The organism is Sphingomonas bacterium (assembly GCF_028292945.1).
Lineage (GTDB): Bacteria > Pseudomonadota > Alphaproteobacteria > Sphingomonadales > Sphingomonadaceae > Sphingomonas.
The window spans coordinates 1-21,344 of record NZ_JAQGLJ010000121.1 but is presented as its reverse complement, the minus strand read 5'-3'; the positions used below and the strand labels follow the sequence as shown (position 1 = coordinate 21,344).

Below are 21,344 nucleotides of genomic sequence, written 5' to 3'. Positions count from 1 at the left end.
GATCGCCTTGCAATATTCGATGATGTTTTCCGGACGTCGATATCCACCTTCAAAGGTGGTTTTCCAGTATGCCGTGTGCGTATCCTCGATGATGTAAACTCCATCGCTCGCTAGCAAAGGAAACAGTGTCTCGAAAGAGATCCGCTGATGGGACGCCACATGCGACCCGTCGTCGATCACGATGTCGGGAGTACCAATCTCCTCCACCGTCTTGCGGAGGAAGTCGGGATCGGCCTGCGATCCGATGAATACGCGATTGGGAGGGTCGAAACGCTGACGGCAACGCTCATCGAGGTCGATGCCCGCGATGGTTGCGTTGTCGCCGAAGTATTCCCGCCAGACCTCCAGAGAGCCGCCCAGGCTGACGCCGATTTCAAGCAGCACAAGGTTTTTCTTGCCACGATAAGCCGCAAAAGCGCGTTCGTAGACCGGAAGATAATGGACCCACTTGTGAACCGTGCGCCCTTGGTGCTTGGCAAAGACCGTTTCCAGGTCAGACTGCGGATTGGCGAGGAACGCGGCCTCTTCGTCCTTGGACATGGCGAGCGGTCTCATGTCCGGCGTGAACGGACGCGAGCGGCCCAGCCGCCTGATGCTGGACAAAGCGTCTCGTACCGCGCTCATCGACTTAAACCCTCTCGGAAACGCTTTGGAAGCGTCAATTGAAGAACTCTGCGCGCCAACGCGGCGACGAGATCGCGCGACTGCTGTGGGGCGGATCTGACCGACCACGCCAGTCCTATCACCAAGGTGACAGCGACGACGGTCCATCGGAGGGCCGATGTCACCGGAAGCGCGGACGACGCGAGCGACATCACAGTGACGATAGCGCCGGGCACGACCAGCAACCGGCCGAATGAGAAGTTCCCCGTCGATATCCGAAGCATGCAAAGCGCATCAGCCGCCACACGGATCGTCCACGCGAGCGCTGCGCCCTCGATGCCAAAGGCGACCATCAGTATGTAGAGAAGCAGGCCGTAGGGTATGACCTCGGACAAGTGCAGCCGCGCGACAATCGCAGGACGACCTTGCGCCAAGAGCACGTTGATTCCAATCGCGGCAATGGCGTTGATCCAGATCCCCGGTAACAGGATGTGCGCGACATCGGCGGTTTGCAGGCCGATCTTGGGGCCTAACCACAAGGCTACAAAGGGTTCCATCACCGCAATCGCGACGAGAATGACTGGCGTCATGAGCGATCGAAGATTGAGGATCGCCGTATTTTGAAGTGCGAGCGCGCCGCTCTCGGCCTCCGCCGCGAGCCGCGGAAAGAGTGCGGAGGTGAGCGCACCGGGGATGATTGTCAGTCGCCACACGAGCTGAAACGGGATTACGTACAAGGAAACCGCTGCGGCGCCGATGACGGACCCGATCGCAAACCGATCCCAATTCCACAAAAAAGGACTGATGGTTGCAATGACCGTTGACCAACCGCCGTACGCCAGAAGCTTTTTGGCGATCGCGCGCTTGGGGCGGCTGGGCCGCTTTACCGGCACGACCTTGATCGCCGCCACGACATAGGTGAGGCTCGACAGGAGCCGTACAGCAAGCGACGAGGCAACGAGGAGAACGAGATCGGGTTTTATCAGCCAAGCGACGAGAAGCGGGACGACCGACATCGCCACGTTGGTCACCGAGTCCACGATGTTGACGAAGGCAAACTTCTCACGCGCGACGACGGCGGCACTCCACAATCCCGAGATCATGGACAAAGCGAGACTTCCGGCTAGCCAGGGCGTAACGGCGTAAACTTCCGCGGCGAACGAAGCGGAAGTTTCCTGGAGCGAAAAGCCGAATTTGAACAAGGGATAGGCGAGCACAAGCGCGACGAGTGCCAAGCCCGAGCTGAGCCAGAACACGGTCCAGAACACTTCGCTGCGCGCCTCCCCGGACGCCTCTCGTAGCGACGCGATCTGCTGCGTCGCGGCCCGACCGAGGCCAAGGTCGAGTAACCCGAAATAGCCAAGCAGCAGCCAGCAGATGGACAGCACGCCATACCGTTCCAGCCCGATCACTTCGACGAACAGTGGCATCGTCACAAGCGACACGATGACCGGCGCAATCTGTCCAACGAGATTGTAACTGGCGAACCTAGAAATACTCAAAACCAGAGACCTGACTGGGGTTCCGCCCTGCGCGTGGCGACCGTGGCGAGGCGGCGACCTTGGCGAGGCGCTTACGGAACTATGCATCCGCTGACAACCGCGTCAGGCCCGACGCCCTCCGTTCCGCAACAGAGCGCGACCCGTCATCCGCCGCACCGATGCGGACCGCGGAGTTGAACCATAGAAGCTCAGCGGCTTCTATGCCTCCTCGCGTCCACTCTATAGCACTTCCCGCCGAGCTGCGATGCCCGCCTAGTGGCTACAACCATCATGCTCACGAAGATCAACTTCGAAACCCTGGTTAGATGACGTACCCAGCCGCCGACCTGCGAAGGTCGGCAGATCACCGCAAGACCGAGTCACCGCCAGCTGGGGCAGTCAGAGTAGCGTGCACATCTCTCCACGGCAGATTCCAGAACGGCCGTCACAGAACAATATGCTCATCGACTATGACTTCAACCGCGCAGCCCAGCCTGCTTTTGAAGCACCGCATTGAATTCAAATTGCGGATACTCTGTGTCATGGACAGTCACAAGCTTAAGATCGATCAAGCGTCGCCGGCCGAGCTCCGTCACCACCTCGTAAAAGCTTTGAGGGGAGAAGATCCAGGCATGAACGTCGACATACTCCCCGCGATCTGCGCGAACCGCGTCGGCTTCGGCTTCATCCTGCATCGCGGCGCTCACCACGACGTTGGACCTGTGACGACCCAACCAGTGGCGCAGCGGATCGTTGTGCGTCGTGCCAAGCCGATGCGCCAACACCGCGGCGCGCGTGTGGACCCGTCGCCGAACCTCATGCGCGCTTACCACGTCTTCGGACGACGATAGGGGCAGGAAGTGATCGAAGCAGAAGCGCTTGTCGGGAGCTATGACGTAATAGCACCCGCCGGGACGCAGAACCGCGGCAACGTCGTTAAGATGCTGGATAAGGTCGGGTTGGTGCTCGATGGCATGGCTGCTAACGACCGCATCGAATTGCCTGTCCACAATCGACAGGTCGCCGACGGGTGAGCAATAATGGATATTGGGTACGGACGCTGGTGCGAGACCGAGCCTGGCGGCGCGCTCCTGCAAGCCGGCCGTATCCAGTACGTCGAAATAGCTCACCCCATCGCCGGTGATGGCGGGATTGTCGAACGGGCCGATCTCCAGCACGTCGGTAAGCGGAACTGCCGCCAGAAACGCTTTTCGCGATACCGGCGGCGCGAGATTTCCGCCACGAGCGTAAATGCCCCGGCAAAAATTTACGACCGGGGCCGCGCGCCGCGCGGCCGAGGAAATAAGGCTGCGAACGTACTCTCTCCGAATTCGGGTGTGGATCCGGATGCGATGATAGCGAAGGCTCGTGAGCTTGTCACCGACCCCTGACCATGCGCGAGACCGCAGCGGTCTTCACGTTCGACGACGGGTACGCGCCGGTCGTTTCAAGGGGGATTTAGACGCGCATACCTGACGCGCCGTGGTTTCGTACTTTGAGGTAGGACTGACGACGAGGCGGGGAAAGTTCGATGGGTCGAAACCGTTATCATGTCCAACCAAGCAGACGTTCTGCAACCGGCACCACACGCTATCCCGATCGCCCTTCTAGGTGACGCCGGCGACGATCTCCCCGGTGGCGCGTGCCGAAGTCACAGCTGATCTACCAGCTTTTCCAAGGTGCTTTCCCGTTAGCCCACAGGTCCTCCAGGACATGCCGGTCGCGCAAGGTGTCCATCGGCTGCCAGAAACCGGGATGCTCATAGGCGCGCAATTCGCCCTCAGCCGCCAACCGCTCAAGCGGCGCGCCTTCCCAAATTGTGGCATCGCCATCGAGGTAATCGAGCACCTTGGGATGCAGCACGAAAAAGCCGCCGTTGATCCAGTCTGCTTGCGATAACGGCTTCTCGGCGAAGCTCCGTACAACGTCACCATCCAGTTCCAGAAGGCCAAAGCGACTGGGCGGATGCACTGCCGTCACTGTGGCGGCAGCCCCGTGCCGGGCGTGAAATTCGATGAGAGCCGTGAGGTCGACCGAAGACACGCCATCTCCATAAGTCAGACAGAAAGCCTCGCTGCCGGCGACATGCTCCTTCACTCGGGCCAAACGCCCGCCAGTCATCGTCGTCTCGCCTGTGTCGACCAGCGTAATCCGCCAATCCTCTCCGCTGGTATTTCCCAAGAAAATGTCCGGTTCACGGGTGTCAAACGTCACATCGGCAACATGAAGGCGATAATTCGCGAAGAACTCCTTGATCATGTAACCTTTGTGTCCACAGCAGATTACAAAGTCCCTGATGCCATGGCTCAAATACATCTTCATGATGTGCCACAAGATCGGACGGCCGCCAATCTCTACCATCGGCTTGGGCCGCAGGCTGGTCTCCTCCGACAACCGGGTCCCGAGACCACCCGCCAAAATGACTGCCTTCACGTCCGACCCTCAGTTGCGATTTCGCCTCCTAGGCAGATCGGATAGGTTTGAAAATCAGAAATGCCGCTACGGATTACGGCTTTAACTGCTGGCGACATCGGTTGCTCGCGCGCAGAAGCGAAGACACCGGACCAGGCATGTTTAATCCTGCCTCAGCGAGCGTGTACGCAGTTCCAGCGCCGGATCCGCCGCCGGCCCGTCGAGCAAAGCACCTTTACTTTCCGCGACCTTGCCACGCATGAGCCTCCATGTTCAGGCACATGGAGCGATTATGTGTGGCATAGCCGGCGCGATCCTCGTGCGCACCCGCGAGCCCGCGCTGGTCGACGCGATGTCGGGCAGGCTTGCCCATCGCGGACCCGACGATGCGGGGCGGTGGGACGATCCGGATGCCGGCGGCGACGCGCGCGTAGTGCTGGGACACCGGCGCCTCGCCATCGTCGACCTGTCGCCGCTTGGGCATCAGCCGATGGCGTCGGAGAACGGCCGCTGGGTCGTCGCGTTCAATGGCGAGATTTACAATCACCTCGCCATCCGCTCGGAGCTTGACGCGGCCGGTTGCGCGCCCCCCTGGCGTGGGCACAGCGATACGGAGACGCTGGTCGCCGCAGTCGCCGCATGGGGGCTCAAAGCGACGCTGGAACGCTGCACCGGCATGTTCGCCATCGCGTTGTGGGACCGCCGCGATCGCGTTCTCCACCTCGTCCGCGATCGGTTCGGTGAGAAGCCGCTCTACTATGGATGGGTCGGGGGAGACTTCCTGTTCTCCTCCGAGCTCAAGGCGATGCGCGTGCATCCCGGCTTTGCCAACCCGGTCGACCGCGACGCGCTCGCCGCCTTCGCCGCGCGCACCTACGTGCCCGCCCCTCGCTCGATCTATCGCGACATCTACAAGCTGGAGCCCGGCTGCATCCTGTCGGTCGTGCCCGAGGCGGCGCGTGCCGCACCGGGATCACCGCCCACGGAGGGACGGTCCGGCGGGCTGACGCTGGTGCGCTACTGGTCGTACCGCGACGTGCTGGCGCAGGGATCGGCCGAACCGATCGGCAGCGAGGAACAGGCGATCGCCGAGCTGGACGATGCGCTGGGGAAAGCGATTTCCGGACAAGCCATGGCGGATGTTCCGGTCGGGGCGTTCCTGTCGGGCGGGATCGACAGCTCGGCGGTGGTGGCGCTGTATCAGCGCCACGCGCCGACGGCGGTCCGCACCTTCTCCATCGGCTTCGAGGAGGCAGGCTTCAACGAGGCCGCGTACGCCAAGGCGGTCGCGAGCCACTTCGGCACCGTCCACCACGAACACTATGTTTCGGTTGCGGAGGCACAGGCCGTGATTCCGCAGTTACCGGCGATGTATGACGAGCCGTTCGCCGATTCGTCGCAGATCCCGACGCATCTCGTCAGCCGCTTCGCGCGCGAACAGGTCACGGTGGCGCTGTCCGGCGACGGCGGCGACGAGCTGTTCGCGGGCTACAATCGTCATTTCGCGGCGCCGAAGCTGTGGCAGCGGCTTAGCCTCCTCCCCCGGCCGGTACGCGCGACAGCGGGCGCGGCGCTGGGCCATCTGCCGCCCGCCGTATGGAACGCGGTGCGCGGCCGGCGCAGTCCGCATTTTGGGGCCAAGGTCCAGAAGGCGCTGAGGGTCGCGGGCGCGCGCAAATTCGACGACATCTATTCCAGCTTCCTCGACGAGTGGAGCTTTCAGCGCTCGCCGGTGCTCGGGACCCACCCTGGCAAAGGCGGCTCGACTCCCCTCGATCTCGATCCCTTTCCCGGAGCACCGAACGCGCTGCGGATCATGTATTGCGACGCAACCACCTATCTTCCCGATGATATCCTCGTGAAGGTGGACCGGGCGGCGATGGCGGTAAGCCTCGAAACGCGGGTGCCGTTCCTTGATCATCATGTTGCTGCGGTGGCCGCGCGCATTCCCATGTCGATGAAGATCAAGGACGGTCGCGGCAAACATGTGTTGCGCGAACTCCTGTACCGGCACGCGCCGCGCGCGCTGTTCGAACGGCCGAAGGCCGGCTTTGCTATTCCGATCGGGCAGTGGCTGCGCGGGCCGCTTCGGCCTTGGGCCGAGGATCTGCTGGCCCCGGCACGGCTGAGCGCCCAAGGGTATTTCGATCCGGCGGCGGTGAACGCGCGCTGGCGCGACCACCTGACCGGGCGGCGCGATGGCACCGCGGCACTATGGGCAGTGCTGATGTTCCAGGCCTGGGTCGCGGAACAGACGCCGGTCGCTACTCAGTGGAAGGAAGCTTCGTGAAGGTACTCGTCACCGGCGTCGCCGGGTTCATCGGCTCCAGCGTGGCCCTGCGGCTGCTGGAGCGGGGCGACCATGTCGTCGGCATCGACAGCATCAACGATTATTACGACCCGCAGCTCAAGCGCGACCGGCTGGCGCGCGTCGACTCGGCGGCGAAGGGCGATGGCGGCGGTCGGTTCCGATTCGCACAGGTCGACTTTTCCGATCACGACGCGCTCGACGCTGCCTTGGCCGGCGCCGAGTTCGACCGCATCGTTCATCTCGGGGCCCAGGCCGGCGTACGCTATTCCATCGACAACCCGCGCGCGTATCTTCAGTCCAACCTCGCCGGCCACCTCAACCTGCTCGAAGTGGCGCGGCACCGTGGCGCCGAGCACATGGTCTATGCGTCGTCCTCCTCCGTCTATGGAGGCAACGCCACCCTGCCCTTCCGGGTCGAGGATCGCGTCGATCGACCGTTGTCGCTCTATGCCGCCACCAAGAAGGCGGACGAGCTGATGAGCGAAACCTATGCTCACCTCTATCGCCTGCCGCAGACCGGACTGCGGTTCTTCACCGTGTACGGCCCCTGGGGTCGACCGGATATGGCGATGTGGCTGTTTACCAAGGCGATCCTCGCGGGTGAGCCAATCGATGTCTTCGGCGAAGGCAACATGCGCCGCGACTTCACCTACATCGACGACATCGTCACGGGAGTCGTCGCGTGTCTCGACAATCCGCCGAGCGACGATGGCGCCATGAAGGCTGGTGGGAGCACCAGTCCGCACCGGGTCTACAACATCGGCAACAACCGTTCGGAAGATCTGTCGGCAATGATCGGATTGATCGAGGAGGCTTGTGGTCGGCGGGCGGAGCGACGGCTTCTCCCCATGCAGCCTGGGGACGTCCGCGACACGTTCGCCGATATCAGCGCGATCGCCACCGATCTGGGCTTCGAGCCACGCACCAGTATTGCTCAGGGTGTGCCGCAATTCGTGAACTGGTATCGACAGTACCATGGCGGCTGACATTAATCCCACACGTCGCGCGATTTTAACGTATTTCACATAGACTCGTGGAACTTAGCAGTGGTCGTCGGGTTCATTCGGCGGCAGCTAGGAAGAGAGGCCCGGTCGCTTCGCTACGTCATTTTCGGTGGACAGCCGGAGATGTCGCGTTTATGGGATTGGGCGATTGGCCTGGTGCCCAGTGCTTTAAAGGGAGAAGCTGTTGTGAATTTTCGAGGTGCTCTTTCAGCCGTAACGGCGCTTGCGCTCGTGGCGGCGCCCACGGCGGCGGCGGCGGCTCCAGCATCGGCTGCTGCCCGTTCGACGACGTCGGTTGTGACGCCTGCCGAGGAAACCGTTGACGGTGAGAATGCTCTGCGTGGTGGTGGCATTTTCGTCGCGCTGATCGCAGCGATCGTCGTGATCCTCGGCATCATCATTGCGGTCAACGAGGATGACGAGCCGAACAGCCCGTAACGGTTGCTCGTCACACGAATAGAATCGGGGCTGGACGACTATGTCGTCCGGCCCTTTTCTATGGGAGCTCGAATGCGGCGTATTGCCTGCACGCTGTCGCTTCTGTTCACTCTTTCAGCAGCGTCCGTCCCCTCTTCGGGCAACGTCATTCGCGCCGAAGATCAGCGCGTGGCGGAAGTTGCTTTCAGACTCGCCGTGCGTGGTGTCGCGCGGTGCCCGATCACGACCCCAAATGCGGGCTTGGTTCTCCACCATCTTAGTCAGTACAAGCTCGACGACCGGCCGACGGCGGTTACGCAATTCGGGATCGACCGTGGCCCGGGCGTGCTTGCCGTCGTAGCGACCGGTGCGGCCGCCGGTGCGGGACTGCGGGCTGGCGACGTGCTGTTGAGGATCGACGGTGTTGCGATCGCGCCCGAGCCGTTCATCGGCGAGCGACATGACCAACGGCGCGCACGCGCGCGCGCCGACGAGGTGAGCGACCTGGTCGATACCGCAGCTGCCGATGGCGCGCTCACACTTACCGTCCTGCGTGGCGGGATCGAAACGGCCGTTCACGTCATGCCCGTGCCGGCCTGCCCCTCCCGCGTCCACCTCGCGCGATCCAGCCAGCTTAACGCCTTCGCCGACGGCACCCACGTGCTGCTGACCACGCGACTGTTGACGCTCACGAAAACGGATGACGAACTCGCCTTCGTCATCGCGCATGAGATGGCGCACAACATTCTTGGGCATGCCGCCGAAATGCGGGCGATGAAGCGCGACAAGGATGGGCTAGCAGGGCTGTTGGCCAGGCCTGCGCTGACACGACGAACCGAGCGCGAGGCGGATCGGCTCGCTGCGGAACTTGTCCTCGACAGCGGCTACACCATCGCGGGTGCCGAGCGGGTGTTGCATGCGCTGGATCGCGGCTTCACCGGGCCGACGTTCCTCGCCAATCACGACAGCACGCGTGATCGGATCGCGGCCTTGCAGGCCTATGCGTCAGCCCGTGCCGGGTCCTTGCAATGAGGGAGCCGCGCAATTGCTACCACGTTCTCGGCCTGTCGCCGCCTGTCACTGCCGAGCAGATCCGATCGTCCTATGTCAGGCTCATCAAACAGCATCATCCGGATCGTATCCGGCCGGGTGCGTCACCGCTGCGGCTACAGCAGCTCCAGCACGCCTATCATACGCTGCGCGACGACGGACGACGGGCCGACCATGACCAGGCGTTGCTCGAGCACGCACAAGCGCATCGGGCGGACATGCGACGTGCGCGACGGCGGATCAGCCGCTTGGAACATCCGCGCCGACCCGATGTGAAAGGCCCTGGGTCAAGCTGGCAGCGCCCGCTGATCGCGGCGTCGGCGGGTGGGCTGTTGTTGCTCATCCTGCGCGTGGTGCTGACACCGTAGCGCCCTATTTGGCGCCGTAGCCCGTCAGCACGATCGCGACGGTTCTGAGCGCGATGAGGATATCGATCCACGCCGAGAAATGCTTGATGTAGTAGAAGTCGTAATGGAGCTTGATGTGGACGTCGCCCAGCTCCGCGACATGGCCCTGGTTCACCTGTGCCCACCCCGTGATGCCTGGCCGCACGATGTGCCGATAACCGTAGAAGGGCAGCTCGCGCTCATACCATTCGGACAGCGGCAGCGCCTCCGGCCGGGGCCCGACCCAGCTCATCTCGCCGCGCAGAATGTTGACGATCTGGGGCAGCTCGTCGATCCGCGTGCGGCGGAGGAAACGACCGACGCGCGTGACCCGCACATCGTCGGCCCTGGTGATCGCATCGTGCGCGCCATCGCTCTCGCGCCGATGCTCCATGGTCCGGAACTTGATGACGCCGAACGGGTGACCCTGATAGCCCATACGTCTCTGGCGGAAGATCGCTGGACCCGGAGAATCGAGCCGGATCAGCACCGCGACCAGGAGCATCGGGATGATCAGAAGCGGCAACGCGACGGCGCAGGCGAGAAGGTCGACCGTGCGCTTGACGCCGCGATAGGCGAGATTGGGAAGCAGCGAGCCGAAGCTGTTTTCGGATAGATGCTCGAGCTCCACCTTGCCCGTCAGCGACTCGCGCAGCTGTTTCGTGTGATACACCGCGCGGCCCGAGATAGCGGCCTGCGCCAGCATCCGTTCCCAATCGGGGTCATGATCGTGGCGCAGGTCGGCGACTACGGGCGCGTCCTCGTCGTCAGGTAGAACCGGCGCGTTTAGCCGTACCCATTCCACCTGCGGCGTATCGGCGACGATATCGGTATTCCCCGCTGGCACATAATACATGCGCGACGGCGAAGCGGTCCGCTGGGAAACGAAGGCGACCAGGAAGGTGATCGCGAGCGAGGCGAAGTAGCCCGCCAGCAGCATCGTCCCGCTGTACGGACTTCGCGAGGCGAGCAGAAATGCGGTCGCCAGGCCGAAGGTCGTCGAGAAGATGGGCAGCACATAGGCAAAGGCGCGGGTACCGGGATACATCGTTACCCGGCGAAAACCGAACAGCGCAGCCATCGCGGCCAGGAAGGACGCGAACTGGCTGTTCCAGGTCTGAGGCAGATCGGTCCCGAGCGTCCCCGACAGCAGCAAGGGGCTGAGCAGCGGCACGAAGAACGATGCCAGCGAGACGCCCAGGAGCTGAACAAGAAATTGCGCCGCGGGCCTGCGACTTGCACGCCGGCCGACCGGCTCCTTCGCCATCAACACGATACTCATACCTTGTTGACCGTGATCAGCCGACGGAAGTCTGCGACGTCGAGGTTCAACGCAGCTGCAAGATACTCAACTGCTGCAATAAAGTCCAACGCCGCGCGTCACCGGGGCGGTATCGCACCCACAGGTGGACCACCAGCGCCCTGCTGCTGCTGCTGCATCTGCCGCAGCACCGTTTCGGGGATGAAGTCGATCAGTTCGACATCGAACACCAGCGTCGAGTTCGCGGGGATCACGAGCTTTCCGGTCGGGTCGCGCTTTTCCTCCGCCCCGTATGCGAGTGCCGGCGACATCCAGAAGCGGTATTTCGACCCCTTCGGCATCAAACGAAGGCCCTCGGAAAAGCCGGACACGGTCGCACCCGGCGCGACGGGGAACGGGGTTGGCTGCTGCGACTTGTCGAAGGTGCTGCCGTCGAGCAGACGCCCCTCATATTGCACCAGCGTCACGTCGGTGACGGTTGGCTTCGCGGCACCGACGGGGGCGGCCTTGAGCACCTTGTATTGCAGCCCCGACGGCGTGGTCACAACCGCCTTGCCGCGAGCCTCGCGCACCAGCGCGGGATCGCCCTGACGCGCCAGCGCGTATGCGGACACGCAGGCGAGCGCGATGCCCAGCCAGAGCCAGATCAGATAACCGCGCTTGACGGGTTGGAGCGGAACGGCGGTGACGGTGGTCATGCTTACCCCGCTTAAAACCCGATCGACGACAGCAGTCGGGCGTTGGAAGTTCAACGGAAGTTCAGGCGTAACGCCGTCTTACCGTGCCCCGTCACGCTCGGCGCGCTTGCGCTCCAGCTTGCGGGCGCGACGGACGGCGGCGGCACGCTCGCGCGCGCGCTTTTCCGACGGCTTCTCATAGTGCCGGCGCAGCTTCATCTCGCGATACACGCCCTCGCGCTGCAGCTTCTTCTTGAGCGCGCGCAGGGCTTGGTCGACGTTGTTGTCGCGAACGATGATCTGCATAAACCCGACACTTCTCCGAAACGGCCAAGAGCGGCGCAGGATCACGTCCGCGCCGTCAGAACGGTGGCCGCCTAGCAGTCCATCTTGCACAAAACAAGACTGACGCAGCCGGGGCAATCGGCAACAACGGTCTCGAGGTCTGACCGGACAGACGCCCGGGCGCCTGCGGGAGCGGCTCGATCGCGTATCACACGGTAAAACAGCCGGTAATTTTTACAATTCGTGGTAGACGCCGTGCGAGAGCCGACTAAGGGCGGGGTCGGCGGGAATAAGCGACCGGTCCGAAAGGGTCGCGTCGCCTTGCCAAGACGCGGCAACATCCCCCCGTTGTCGTGTCGCCCCGGTCGACCGTCCCCCCTGTGTCGGCCGGGGCTTACGCTGCGGTGGCCGCGCGAAGCGCGCGTGACAGGCCCGGTGGGTCGCGGGTAGAGCCCCGGACGATGCCCACCCTGACCCTCTACAACAGCCTGACCCGCACAGCGGAGACGTTCCGACCGATCGACCCTGCGAACATCCGCGTCTATTCGTGCGGGCCGACCGTCTATCACTATGCGCATCTCGGCAATCTGCGCGCCTATGTGTTCACAGATACGCTCACCCGCGTGCTGCGATGGAAGAGCCGGGACAGTGGCTGGGGTTCCCTCACCCACGTCATCAACATCACCGATGTCGGGCATCTGCAGTCCGACGCCGATGCGGGCGAGGACAAGATGGAGGCGCGCGCCCGGTCCACCGGGCAGGACATCTGGTCGATCGCAGCGCATTATACGCAAGCATTCAAACGCAATCTCGACGAACTGAACATCGTCGCGCCCAGCCACTTCCCCCTCGCGACCGATCATGTCGCGCAGATGATCGCGTTCGGCTCGGCGATCGAGGCGCGGCATTGCTACCGGCTCGACGGTGGCCTGTATTTCGACGTGTCCACCGTGCCCGATTACGGCCGCCTGGCGCGCGCGCACGATGACCAGGGCGAAGGCCGGATCGATCCGGTGGCGGGCAAGCGCCATCCACAGGATTTTGCGATCTGGCGGACCTCGCGGCCCGGCGAGAACCGGCAGATGGAATGGGACTCACCCTGGGGTCGCGGCGCGCCCGGCTGGCATCTGGAATGTTCGGTGATGAGTCGCCGCTATCTGGGCGCGCCGTTCGACATCCACACCGGCGGCATCGATCACCGCGAGATCCACCACCCCAACGAGATCGCGCAGAACCAGGCGTTCTGCGGGTCGCCCGACACCGGCGCGACGATGTGGCTGCACAACAATTTCCTGGTCGATCGCACGGGAAAGATGGCGAAATCATCCGGTGAGTTCCTGACGCTGCAGGCGGTGATCGACCGTGGTTACCACCCCCTCGCCTTTCGCCTGATGTGCCTCCAGGCGCATTATCGATCGGAGATGGAGTTCGGCTGGGAAGGGTTGGCAGCGGCGGCGGTGCGCCTGAAGCGGCTGGCCCATTCCGTCGCGGGCCTGAGGGCAGCCGCCGATGCCGAGGTCCGAGTTGCAGCTGACTACGAAGAGCGATTGGACGCGGCGGTCTCGGACGATCTCAACACCCCGCGCGCGCTGGCGGTGCTGGATGAGCTGCTCGCCGACAAACGGGTGACGGCCGGGGACAGGCTGGCGACCCTGGCAGCGTTCGACGCGGTGCTTGGGCTGGACCTCGCTACGCTGCGGCGCGAGGATCTGCGCGTCAGGCCAGCAACCGCGACGCTGGATCAGGCAGCGATCGCCGCTCGGCTGACGGAACGGGCGGCCGCGAGAGCGGCGAAGGACTTCGCGCGCTCCGACGCCATTCGTCAGGAACTGGGCACCGCAGGCGTGGAGGTGATGGACGGCGACCCGCTCGGCTGGGACTGGCGGCCGGCGTGACGGGCTCGGGCGAGGGCTAGAACAGCGGCTTGTCGCGGGCGGCGAGCACCGACGGCGACGTGCCAGGCGACAGCATGGCGGCGATCTCGGCTTCGATCGCCGTCGCCCGCGCATCGGCGGATGGATGCGTAGGGCTACCGAATATGCCGCCGCCTATCGTCTTGCCCTTTCCCCGCCAGAAGCGAACCGCCGCCTGCGGATCATAGCCGGCGTTGCGCAGCAGGTGGACGCTGAGCCGGTCGGCTTCCGCCTCCGTTCGGCGGAACAGCTGGGCGTTGCGCCCGAACTGCGCGAACAGGCCCCAGCGCGCGCGCGCTGCCTTGAGGCGGATGCGATGGCGCAGGATCGTATGGCTCAGCTCATGCGCGACCACCGCCGCCACGGCTGAGTCGTCGAGCTGCTCGAAAAAGCCGATGCCTACCTGAACCGTACTGCCGTCCGACGCCGCCTTGAGTGGCGCGTCGAGCAGTACCTCGAATGCAGACCTGCACCCGGCGCTCGGCCGGACCAAAACGTCGCGACGCACGCCGGCTCGCTCGATTGTGAGGGGCAGCGGCAGGTGAGCGGGCTGTTTTGCGAGCAACGCTTCGGCCGCGTCGCGCGTCGCGCTGGTGACTTTCGCGATCGGAACATCGGAGATGCGCTCGCCACCGATCGCGATCAGGGCGTCGTCGGCGGCGATCCCGGCGACGACTGCGGGGCTGCCCGGCACGACCGTCTGCACCTGCACCGGCCGGGCAAAGCCGAACGCCGCCCGGACATCGGTGCGCAGAGCTACATCATATTGATCGAGCGCGTGGAGCTGGAAACCGGGAAAGGGCTGCACGTCGCGACACAAGCCAGCATTTCCGGTCGCGAGCCGGAACGCGATCGTCGCCATGCGCGCGTCGACCGCCCTGAGCGCCGCCCAATACCGCGCGTCCGCCGCGCCCGCGGGCGTGGCCACGAGCAGGAGCGCGAACAGCCACCCAACTTTCATCGGACGGTCCTAGCGCCGCCGGCCACACCGCACTACCATCGTCGATGATGAAAGCCGTTCTCCCCGCCCTCGCCCGACCGCTGCTGGAACCGGGACTACCGTCCGATCTGGACGTCGTGTGGTTCACCAGCCGGGCCGAGGCGACGGCAGGCATCGCCGACGCGGACATCGCCTGGGTGGACATGACGCCCAGCAGCCTGGTCGCCGAGGTGATCGCAGCCTCCGGCCCTTCGCTGAAATGGATATCCACCATCTATGCCGGCCTGGATGCATTCCCGCTCGACCTGTTGCGCGATCGCGAAGTGACGGTGACGAACGGGGCCGGGGTCAACGCTTATGCGGTCGCGGAATATGCCGTCCTGGGGGTGCTCGCCGCCGCCAAGCGATTCGACGAGGTGGTGCGCGCGCAGGACCGCCACGACTGGCTCCGCGATTCACCGGGCAAGGTGGAGCTGTTCGACACCCGTGCACTGGTGGTCGGCTATGGCAGCATCGGGCAGTTGATCGGCGAGCGCCTGCGCGCCTTCGGGGTCGATGTCGTCGGCGTCACCCGCTCGGGCCGGGACGGAACGATCACGCCAGACAAGTGGCGGGCCAAGCTGGGCGAGTTCGACTGGATCGTGCTTGCCGCGCCCTCCACGGATGAGACGAAAGCGATGATCGGCACGGCGGAACTGGCGGCGATGAAGCCGACGGCCTGGGTCATCAACATCGCGCGTGGCGACATGATAGACGACGACGCGCTGCTCGCCGCGCTTCAAGAGGGGCGGATCGGCGGCGCGTTCCTGGATCCGACCAGTCCCGAGCCCCTGCCGCCGGAACATCCGCTCTGGGCGGCACCCAACTGCATGATAACCATGCACCTGTCCGGCCGCAGCCAGACCAAGATGTTTCAGCGTGCTGCCGCGCTGTTCCTGGAAAATCTGGCGGCTTTCCGCGCCGGCCTGCCGATGAAGAACAAGGCGGACCTCCGGGCAGGCTATTGAAATCCATGCGGTTGCCGCTCGTCCGCCCGCGCGCTAACGGCCGCCAGCATGAACGAGAACCCGGTCCAGCTAATCGAGCCCAAGCGCCACGGCGACGCACGCGGCTGGTTCACCGAAGTCTATAGCGAGCCGGCATTTGCCGGTCTGGGGATCGACGAGCGGTTCGTTCAGGACAACCATTCGCTGTCACGACCGAAATTTACCTTACGCGGTCTACACTTTCAGACGCCGCCGCGTGCGCAGGCAAAGCTGGTCCGTTGCGTCCGTGGCCGCATCTTCGATGTCGCGGTGGACGTCCGGCAAGACGCGCCGACCTACGGGCAGTGGGTAGGCGCCGAACTGTCGGCGGATAACGGGAGGCAACTGTTCGTCCCCGTCGGCTTTGCGCACGGGTTCCTGACGCTGGAGGACGATTGCGAGGTCATCTACAAGGTGTCCGACACCTATGCACCGGACTGTGACGGCGGCATTCGCTGGAACGACCCCCAGATCGCTGTCGACTGGCCGTTGCCGCCTGGCGCGCAGCCTGAATTGTCGCCCAAGGACGTGGCGTTGCCGTTGCTGGCCGACTTCGTGTCCCCGTTCCCCTATGACGGTCGCCCACTCGCGCCGCTCGCCTGAGGTTCTCGCATGCGTATCCTGGTTACCGGCGGCGCCGGATTTATCGGCTCGGCCCTGATCCGGCACCTCATTGAAGAATCGGGGCACGAGGTGCTCAACTTCGACAAGCTGACCTATGCGGGCACGCTTTCGACCGTTGCCACGGTGGCGCAGAGCGACCGGTATCGCTTCGTGCAGGGCGATGTCTGCGACGCCGAGGCGGTGCGCGCGGCAATCGCCTCCTTCCGGCCCGACGTGATCACCCATCTGGCGGCGGAGAGCCATGTCGATCGCTCGATCGATGGGCCGGGAGCGTTCATCCAGACCAATGTCGTCGGCACGTTCACGATGCTGAGCGAGGCGCGCAGCTATTGGCTGACGCTCGACGAGTCCGCGCGACAGGCGTTCCGCTTCCACCATATCTCGACCGACGAGGTTTACGGCTCGCTGGGCGAGACCGGGCTGTTCACCGAGGAGACGCCATATGATCCGCGCTCGCCCTATTCCGCGTCGAAGGCCGGCTCCGATCACCTCGTGAGCGCCTGGGGGCATACCTATGGCCTGCCGGTGCTGATCACCAACTGTTCGAACAATTATGGGCCGTACCACTTCCCCGAGAAGCTGGTGCCGTTGATGATCGTCAAGGCGCTCGCGGGCGAGACGCTGCCCGTCTACGGCAAGGGCGATCAGGTGCGCGACTGGCTGTATGTCGAGGACCATGTCCGCGCGCTGCAGGCGGTGTTCGAGCGCGGGGTGCCGGGCCGGACCTATAATGTCGGCGGCAACAACGAGATGCAGAATCTGGAGGTGGTGCAGGCGGTATCCGCGCATCTCGATCGGCTGCGGCCGCGCGCGGACGGGCAGTCCTACTCGACGCAGATCGGCTATGTCGCCGACCGGCCTGGCCACGACATGCGCTACGCGATCGACGCCAGCCGCATCCGCGCGGAGCTGGGCTGGAGCGCCCGTGAGACCTTCGCGAGCGGGATCGCGAAGACGGTCGAATGGTATCTCGCCAACGAGAATTGGTGGCGACCGATCGTCGCCGAGCGTCAGGCGGACGCGCGGCGCGGACTGGCGGTGTGAAGCAGATCCTGGTCACCGGCGGCTCAGGCCAGGTCGGGACGGCGCTGATGCACCACACCTGGCCAGACGGCTGGCAGGCGGTGGCGCCGCCGCGTGCCGACCTCGACCTGGCAGACCCCGCGTCGATCGCAGCGATGGTGGCGGATCGGCCCTGGGCCGCGGTGATCAACGCGGGTGCCTACACCGCCGTCGACAGGGCCGAAACCGAGCCGGTCGTCGCGTGGCAGGTCAACGCGCTCGGTCCGGCGGCGCTGGCGGCCGCGTGCAAGGCGGCGGTCATTCCCCTCGTCCATGTCTCCACCGACTATGTGTTCGCAGGAGACCGCGACGGTGACTGGCAGGTCGAGGATCACACTTGCCCCACCAGCGTCTATGGTGCGTCCAAGCTGGGTGGCGAGCTGGCGGTCCGCAGCGGCTGTCCGCGCCATGCGATCGTGCGCACCGCATGGGTGGTGAGCGCGACGGGCGCCAACTTCGTCAAGACGATGCTTCGCCTGGGCCGCGAACGGCCCAGCCTGCGCATCGTCGCCGACCAGCATGGCAGCCCCACCAGCGCCACCGAACTGGCGGCGGCGCTGGCGACGATCGCGATGCGGCAGGTCAACGACCTCGATGCGCCGACCGGCACCTGGCATTTCAGCAATGCGGGTGCGACGACATGGCACGGCTTCGCGACCGAGATCTTCCGGCAGGCGGCAGCGCGAGGCGCACCCTCCCCCGCGCTGGAGGCGATCACCACCGCCGACTTCCCGACCCCGGCGCGACGGCCGGCGAACTCCCTGCTGAGCACCGCCAGCCTGACCCGCGACTGGGGCATCGTGCCCACGCCTTGGGGCGAGGCACTCGGCCCCATTCTCGACGACTTGATCGGACAAGTACAATGAAGGGCATCATTCTCGCCGGGGGCTCGGGCAGCCGGCTTCATCCAGCGACGCTGGCGATCAACAAGCAGCTGCTGCCGATCTATGACAAGCCGATGATCTACTACCCGCTGTCGGTGCTGATGCTCGCGGGCATCCGCGAGGTGCTGATCATCTCCAGTCCCGAGTTCCTCGATAATTACCGCCGTATGTTCCGGGACGGATCGGACTGGGGCCTCACCATGAGCTACGCCGAACAGCCGCGCCCCGAAGGGCTCGCGCAGGCCTTCACCGTCGGGCGCGAGTTCGTCGGTGAGGATCCGGTGGCGCTGGTGCTGGGCGACAACATCTTCTTCGGCGCGCATCTGACTGACCTGCTCGCGAGTGCGGTCGCACGGCAGAGCGGAGCGACCGTGTTCTCCTATCGCGTCGACGATCCCGAACGCTACGGCGTGGTCGAACTCGGCGCCGGTGGCCGCGCGCTCAGCCTGGAGGAGAAGCCCGCCGTACCCAAGAGCAATCATGCCGTCACCGGGCTGTATTTCTATGACAACCGGGTCGTCGACTATGCCGCCGCGCTGCAGCCCTCCGCGCGTGGCGAATATGAGATCACCGATCTCAACCGCTGCTACATGGAAGCGGGCGACCTGTACGTCGAGCAGATGGGTCGGGGCTATGCCTGGCTGGACACCGGCACGCACGACAGCCTGCTGGAAGCGAGCGAGTTCGTGCGCACCATCCAGCACCGCCAGGGCATCCAGATCGCGTGTTTGGAGGAGATCGCCTTCCAGCAGGGCTGGATCGACGCCGACCACGCGCGCCGGCAGGGCGAGGCGCTGAGCAAGACCGCTTACGGCCGCGCCATCCTGGCGGCGGTCGACGGCCACTGATTGCGTCGCCCGCGCTTTGCGCGCATGGCGCGCGGCGAACGTTCACCACCGAAGGCCTGACCCATGCCCGCCTGGGCCCCCGACAGCTGGACCGACCACAAGGCGCTACAGCAGCCCGATTACCTGGACGTCGCCGCGCTGAATGCAGCGACGGCGACGCTGACGTCATTCCCGCCGCTCGTCTTCGCGGGCGAAGCGCGCAATCTCACCGCCACGCTGGCGGAGGTGGCGGCCGGCCGCGCATTTTTGCTGCAAGGCGGTGATTGCGCGGAGAGCTTCGCCGAGTTCCACCCCAACAACATCCGCGATACGTTCCGCGTCATCCTGCAGATGGCGGTGGTCCTCACCTATGCGTCCAAGCTGCCGGTGGTGAAGGTCGGGCGCATGGCCGGGCAGTTCGCCAAGCCGCGCTCCGCCGCCACGGAGACCGTCGACGGCGTCGAGTTGCCCTCCTATCGCGGCGACAACGTCAATGACATCGGCTTCACCCGCGAACAGCGCGATCCCGACCCGCAGCGGATGATCCGCGCGTACAGCCAGTCGGCGGCGACGCTTAACCTGCTGCGGGCGTTCGCGCAGGGCGGATACGCCAATTTGCACCAGGTCCATCGCTGGACGCACGACTTCCTCGGCTCCTCACCCTGGTCGAAGAAGTACCGCGAGACCGCCGATCGCATCGGCGACGCGCTGGAGTTCATGCGCGCCTGCGGGATCGATCCGGAAACGGTGCCGCAGCTGGCGCAGACGGCGTTCTACACCAGCCACGAGGCATTGCTGCTCCCATTCGAGCAGGCCATGACCCGGCAGGATTCGCTGACCGGCGACTGGTACGACACGTCGGCGCATTTCCTGTGGATCGGCGACCGAACGCGCTTCCCCGGTTCCGCGCATGTCGAGTTCCTGCGCGGCATCGGCAATCCGATCGGCATCAAATGCGGGCCGAGCCTCGATCCGGAGATGCTGCTGGGCTTGCTGGACACGCTCAACCCAGCGCGCGTTCCGGGTCGGGTGACGCTGATCACGCGCTATGGTCACGACAAGATCGAGGCGCACCTGCCCAAGCTGGTGCGGGCGGTAACGCGCGAAGGGCACCCGGTGGTGTGGTCGTGCGATCCGATGCACGGCAACACGATGCAGTCGGTGACCGGGTACAAGACCAGACCCTTCGAGCGCATCCTCGCCGAGGTACGCGGCTTCTTCGCCGTGCATCGCGCAGAGGGCACCCACGCCGGCGGTATCCATGCCGAGATGACCGGGCAGAACGTTACCGAATGCACCGGCGGCGCGGTGGATGTGACGGAGCAGTCGCTCGCGGATCGCTACCACACACATTGCGACCCGCGGCTGAATGCTTCGCAGTCGCTGGAGCTGGCGTTCCTGCTGGCGGAGATGTTGAACGCGGAGATGGCGGAGCGGAAGAAGGTGGCGGCTTAGCTGCCCCCGAACACCTGGACCTTCGTGTTCTTGAATCGATAGACCAGGTCGCCCCGGCGCAGGAAGACGTCCACCGTGTCGCCGGTACCCGAAGGCTCCAGCATCAGCGTCATCGGGCCGGGTCGGTCCGACCCCGACAGCTTGCGGAACGCGGCGACGCTCTCGTCGGGGTCGAGCGTGATGTCCGCGCTGAGGCCGCCGGCGGGGCTGCGCCACGCAAGCGTCAGCGACGCGGGCATCGGCAGCAGCGCCGGCAGCGGCTCGCCGCCCCGGGTCGGGTCGGCGAGGTCGAACCAGTCCTTCTCGCCGTTGACGCCCTTGTACCACAAGATGGCACCTTGCGGAGTGGCGCCGACCAGCTGCGCGGTCCAGGCGAGGCGGCGCGGATAGTCGTTCCACGCCAGCAGTCGTTCCGGACGCGCGCGCAACGCATCGAGGGCGTCGGCGCCGAGCCGGTCCTCCAGCACCCGCTGTATGTGCGCCTGACGCGTGGTCGCCGGGTTCTTGACGATCTCGGTGAACGGGACATCGCTCGGCGCGGCACGGAAGGTCGCTAGCTCGGTCACCACCGGCCCGGCGCTCAGCCACACGGACACGTTGCCGCCGGGGGCCATGCCGAAAAGGATGCGATCATAGCGCTGGCGCTGCTGCGGGGGCGGCATCGGCGCACCGCGATCCATCATCGTCGCCACGCGGTCGGTGGGCAGCGCGATCTGCGCGGCGAAGA

General features: G+C 64.9%; 21 protein-coding genes and 1 pseudogene. 13 read left to right on the top strand and 9 right to left on the bottom strand.

Features of this window, described 5'->3' with window-relative positions; translation table 11 throughout:
• From JWN21_RS12960 to rfbF, 4 genes are all read right to left on the bottom strand, one after another.
• Positions 1 to 624 (bottom strand): class I SAM-dependent methyltransferase (locus JWN21_RS12960; RefSeq protein ID WP_367182949.1); only part of this gene is annotated, 624 nt, incomplete at its 3' end.
• Positions 621 to 2,192: a flippase gene (locus JWN21_RS12955; protein ID WP_299650910.1), complete on the bottom strand. Its 1,572-nt coding sequence runs from the start codon at positions 2,190 to 2,192 to the stop codon at positions 621 to 623. The genes JWN21_RS12955 and JWN21_RS12960, both read right to left, overlap by 4 nt.
• 368 nt (positions 2,193 to 2,560) lie before the next feature.
• Positions 2,561 to 3,262: a class I SAM-dependent methyltransferase gene (locus JWN21_RS12950; RefSeq protein WP_299650907.1), complete on the bottom strand. Its 702-nt coding sequence runs from the start codon at positions 3,260 to 3,262 to the stop codon at positions 2,561 to 2,563.
• A gap of 484 nt (positions 3,263 to 3,746) precedes the next feature.
• Entirely contained in the window at positions 3,747 to 4,517 is a 771-nt protein-coding gene (gene rfbF / locus JWN21_RS12945; RefSeq protein ID WP_299650904.1) for a glucose-1-phosphate cytidylyltransferase, read from the bottom strand.
• A 271-nt stretch (positions 4,518 to 4,788) separates the two neighbouring features.
• Here rfbF and asnB point away from each other — a divergent pair, with 271 nt between their 5' ends.
• The 6 genes and pseudogenes from asnB (at position 4,789) to JWN21_RS12915 (ending at position 9,646) form a co-directional block, all read left to right on the top strand.
• Positions 4,789 to 6,786: an asparagine synthase (glutamine-hydrolyzing) gene (gene asnB, locus JWN21_RS12940; RefSeq protein ID WP_299650901.1), complete on the top strand. Its 1,998-nt coding sequence runs from the start codon at positions 4,789 to 4,791 to the stop codon at positions 6,784 to 6,786.
• Positions 6,783 to 7,793: a GDP-mannose 4,6-dehydratase gene (locus tag JWN21_RS12935; protein ID WP_299650898.1), complete on the top strand. Its 1,011-nt coding sequence runs from the start codon at positions 6,783 to 6,785 to the stop codon at positions 7,791 to 7,793. The genes asnB and JWN21_RS12935 overlap by 4 nt, the downstream gene beginning before the upstream one ends.
• Positions 7,794 to 7,853: 60 nt before the next feature.
• Positions 7,854 to 8,249 carry a hypothetical protein gene (locus JWN21_RS12930; protein ID WP_299650895.1) on the top strand — a complete coding sequence of 132 codons (396 nt, stop codon included), beginning with the start codon at positions 7,854 to 7,856 and terminating at the stop codon, positions 8,247 to 8,249.
• A 60-nt stretch (positions 8,250 to 8,309) separates the two neighbouring features.
• Positions 8,310 to 8,945 (top strand): annotated as a pseudogene (locus JWN21_RS14010) (hypothetical protein); the annotation flags it as partial.
• A gap of 15 nt (positions 8,946 to 8,960) precedes the next feature.
• Complete coding sequence (locus JWN21_RS12920) at positions 8,961 to 9,260, top strand: M48 family metalloprotease (RefSeq protein ID WP_299650889.1); 300 nt, start codon at positions 8,961 to 8,963, stop codon at positions 9,258 to 9,260.
• Complete coding sequence (locus JWN21_RS12915; RefSeq protein WP_299650886.1) at positions 9,257 to 9,646, top strand: J domain-containing protein; 390 nt, start codon at positions 9,257 to 9,259, stop codon at positions 9,644 to 9,646. Before JWN21_RS12920 ends, JWN21_RS12915 begins: the two co-directional genes overlap by 4 nt.
• Before the next feature lie 4 nt (positions 9,647 to 9,650).
• Here the strand turns inward: JWN21_RS12915 and JWN21_RS12910 are convergent, their stop codons facing one another.
• The 3 genes from JWN21_RS12910 to rpsU all read right to left on the bottom strand — a co-directional run bounded on the left by JWN21_RS12910 (position 9,651) and on the right by rpsU (position 11,908).
• Positions 9,651 to 10,946, bottom strand: coding sequence for a sugar transferase (locus tag JWN21_RS12910; RefSeq protein ID WP_299650883.1), 1,296 nt, complete (start codon positions 10,944 to 10,946; stop codon positions 9,651 to 9,653).
• 98 nt (positions 10,947 to 11,044) lie between these two features.
• On the bottom strand, positions 11,045 to 11,623 hold the full coding sequence (locus tag JWN21_RS12905; protein WP_299650880.1) for an FKBP-type peptidyl-prolyl cis-trans isomerase: 579 nt from the start codon (positions 11,621 to 11,623) through the stop codon (positions 11,045 to 11,047).
• A gap of 78 nt (positions 11,624 to 11,701) precedes the next feature.
• Positions 11,702 to 11,908 (bottom strand): 30S ribosomal protein S21, encoded by a 207-nt coding sequence (rpsU, locus tag JWN21_RS12900; protein WP_007404630.1) that lies wholly within the window; start codon positions 11,906 to 11,908, stop codon positions 11,702 to 11,704.
• Positions 11,909 to 12,348: 440 nt separating this feature from the next.
• Here rpsU and cysS point away from each other — a divergent pair, with 440 nt between their 5' ends.
• Positions 12,349 to 13,782: a cysteine--tRNA ligase gene (cysS, locus tag JWN21_RS12895; RefSeq protein WP_299650877.1), complete on the top strand. Its 1,434-nt coding sequence runs from the start codon at positions 12,349 to 12,351 to the stop codon at positions 13,780 to 13,782.
• Positions 13,783 to 13,798: 16 nt separating this feature from the next.
• Here cysS and JWN21_RS12890 read toward each other — a convergent pair whose 3' ends face one another.
• Positions 13,799 to 14,761: a M48 family metalloprotease gene (locus JWN21_RS12890; RefSeq protein WP_299650874.1), complete on the bottom strand. Its 963-nt coding sequence runs from the start codon at positions 14,759 to 14,761 to the stop codon at positions 13,799 to 13,801.
• A gap of 47 nt (positions 14,762 to 14,808) precedes the next feature.
• On the opposite strand from JWN21_RS12890, the gene JWN21_RS12885 reads away from it, so the two are divergent.
• From JWN21_RS12885 to JWN21_RS12860, 6 genes are all read left to right on the top strand, one after another.
• A complete protein-coding gene (locus tag JWN21_RS12885) occupies positions 14,809 to 15,747 on the top strand; it encodes a D-2-hydroxyacid dehydrogenase (RefSeq protein WP_299650913.1) in 939 nt (312 codons plus the stop codon).
• Positions 15,748 to 15,795: 48 nt separating this feature from the next.
• Positions 15,796 to 16,368, top strand: a complete 573-nt coding sequence (gene rfbC / locus JWN21_RS12880) for a dTDP-4-dehydrorhamnose 3,5-epimerase (RefSeq protein ID WP_299650869.1) — start codon at positions 15,796 to 15,798, stop codon at positions 16,366 to 16,368.
• Positions 16,369 to 16,377: 9 nt separating this feature from the next.
• Entirely contained in the window at positions 16,378 to 17,433 is a 1,056-nt protein-coding gene (gene rfbB, locus JWN21_RS12875) for a dTDP-glucose 4,6-dehydratase (RefSeq protein WP_299650866.1), read from the top strand.
• Positions 17,430 to 18,317, top strand: a complete 888-nt coding sequence (gene rfbD / locus JWN21_RS12870; RefSeq protein ID WP_299650863.1) for a dTDP-4-dehydrorhamnose reductase — start codon at positions 17,430 to 17,432, stop codon at positions 18,315 to 18,317. Before rfbB ends, rfbD begins: the two co-directional genes overlap by 4 nt.
• Positions 18,314 to 19,183, top strand: coding sequence for a glucose-1-phosphate thymidylyltransferase RfbA (gene rfbA, locus JWN21_RS12865; RefSeq protein WP_299650860.1), 870 nt, complete (start codon positions 18,314 to 18,316; stop codon positions 19,181 to 19,183). The genes rfbD and rfbA overlap by 4 nt, the downstream gene beginning before the upstream one ends.
• 63 nt (positions 19,184 to 19,246) lie before the next feature.
• Positions 19,247 to 20,617, top strand: coding sequence for a class II 3-deoxy-7-phosphoheptulonate synthase (locus tag JWN21_RS12860; protein ID WP_299650857.1), 1,371 nt, complete (start codon positions 19,247 to 19,249; stop codon positions 20,615 to 20,617).
• Here JWN21_RS12860 and JWN21_RS12855 read toward each other — a convergent pair.
• Positions 20,614 to 21,344: DUF2931 family protein (locus tag JWN21_RS12855; protein ID WP_299650854.1), on the bottom strand; the 731-nt coding region annotated here is incomplete at its 5' end. The genes JWN21_RS12860 and JWN21_RS12855 overlap by 4 nt on opposite strands.

Excerpts from the sequence above, each read along its gene's own strand:
- asnB (WP_299650901.1), top strand. The coding sequence starts at position 4,789 with ATGTGTGGCATAGCCGGCGCGATCCTCGTGCGCACCCGCGAGCCCGCG.
- rfbC (WP_299650869.1), top strand. The coding sequence starts at position 15,796 with ATGAACGAGAACCCGGTCCAGCTAATCGAGCCCAAGCGCCACGGCGAC.
- JWN21_RS12860 (WP_299650857.1), top strand. The coding sequence starts at position 19,247 with ATGCCCGCCTGGGCCCCCGACAGCTGGACCGACCACAAGGCGCTACAG.
- rfbA (WP_299650860.1), top strand. The coding sequence starts at position 18,314 with ATGAAGGGCATCATTCTCGCCGGGGGCTCGGGCAGCCGGCTTCATCCA.
- JWN21_RS12915 (WP_299650886.1), top strand. The coding sequence starts at position 9,257 with ATGAGGGAGCCGCGCAATTGCTACCACGTTCTCGGCCTGTCGCCGCCT.
- rfbB (WP_299650866.1), top strand. The coding sequence starts at position 16,378 with ATGCGTATCCTGGTTACCGGCGGCGCCGGATTTATCGGCTCGGCCCTG.
- JWN21_RS12910 (WP_299650883.1), bottom strand. The coding sequence starts at position 10,946 with ATGAGTATCGTGTTGATGGCGAAGGAGCCGGTCGGCCGGCGTGCAAGT.
- JWN21_RS12955 (WP_299650910.1), bottom strand. The coding sequence starts at position 2,192 with ATGCATAGTTCCGTAAGCGCCTCGCCAAGGTCGCCGCCTCGCCACGGT.
- rpsU (WP_007404630.1), bottom strand. The coding sequence starts at position 11,908 with ATGCAGATCATCGTTCGCGACAACAACGTCGACCAAGCCCTGCGCGCG.
- JWN21_RS12920 (WP_299650889.1), top strand. The coding sequence starts at position 8,961 with ATGGCGCACAACATTCTTGGGCATGCCGCCGAAATGCGGGCGATGAAG.
- JWN21_RS12890 (WP_299650874.1), bottom strand. The coding sequence starts at position 14,761 with ATGAAAGTTGGGTGGCTGTTCGCGCTCCTGCTCGTGGCCACGCCCGCG.
- cysS (WP_299650877.1), top strand. The coding sequence starts at position 12,349 with ATGCCCACCCTGACCCTCTACAACAGCCTGACCCGCACAGCGGAGACG.
- JWN21_RS12905 (WP_299650880.1), bottom strand. The coding sequence starts at position 11,623 with ATGACCACCGTCACCGCCGTTCCGCTCCAACCCGTCAAGCGCGGTTAT.
- JWN21_RS12885 (WP_299650913.1), top strand. The coding sequence starts at position 14,809 with ATGAAAGCCGTTCTCCCCGCCCTCGCCCGACCGCTGCTGGAACCGGGA.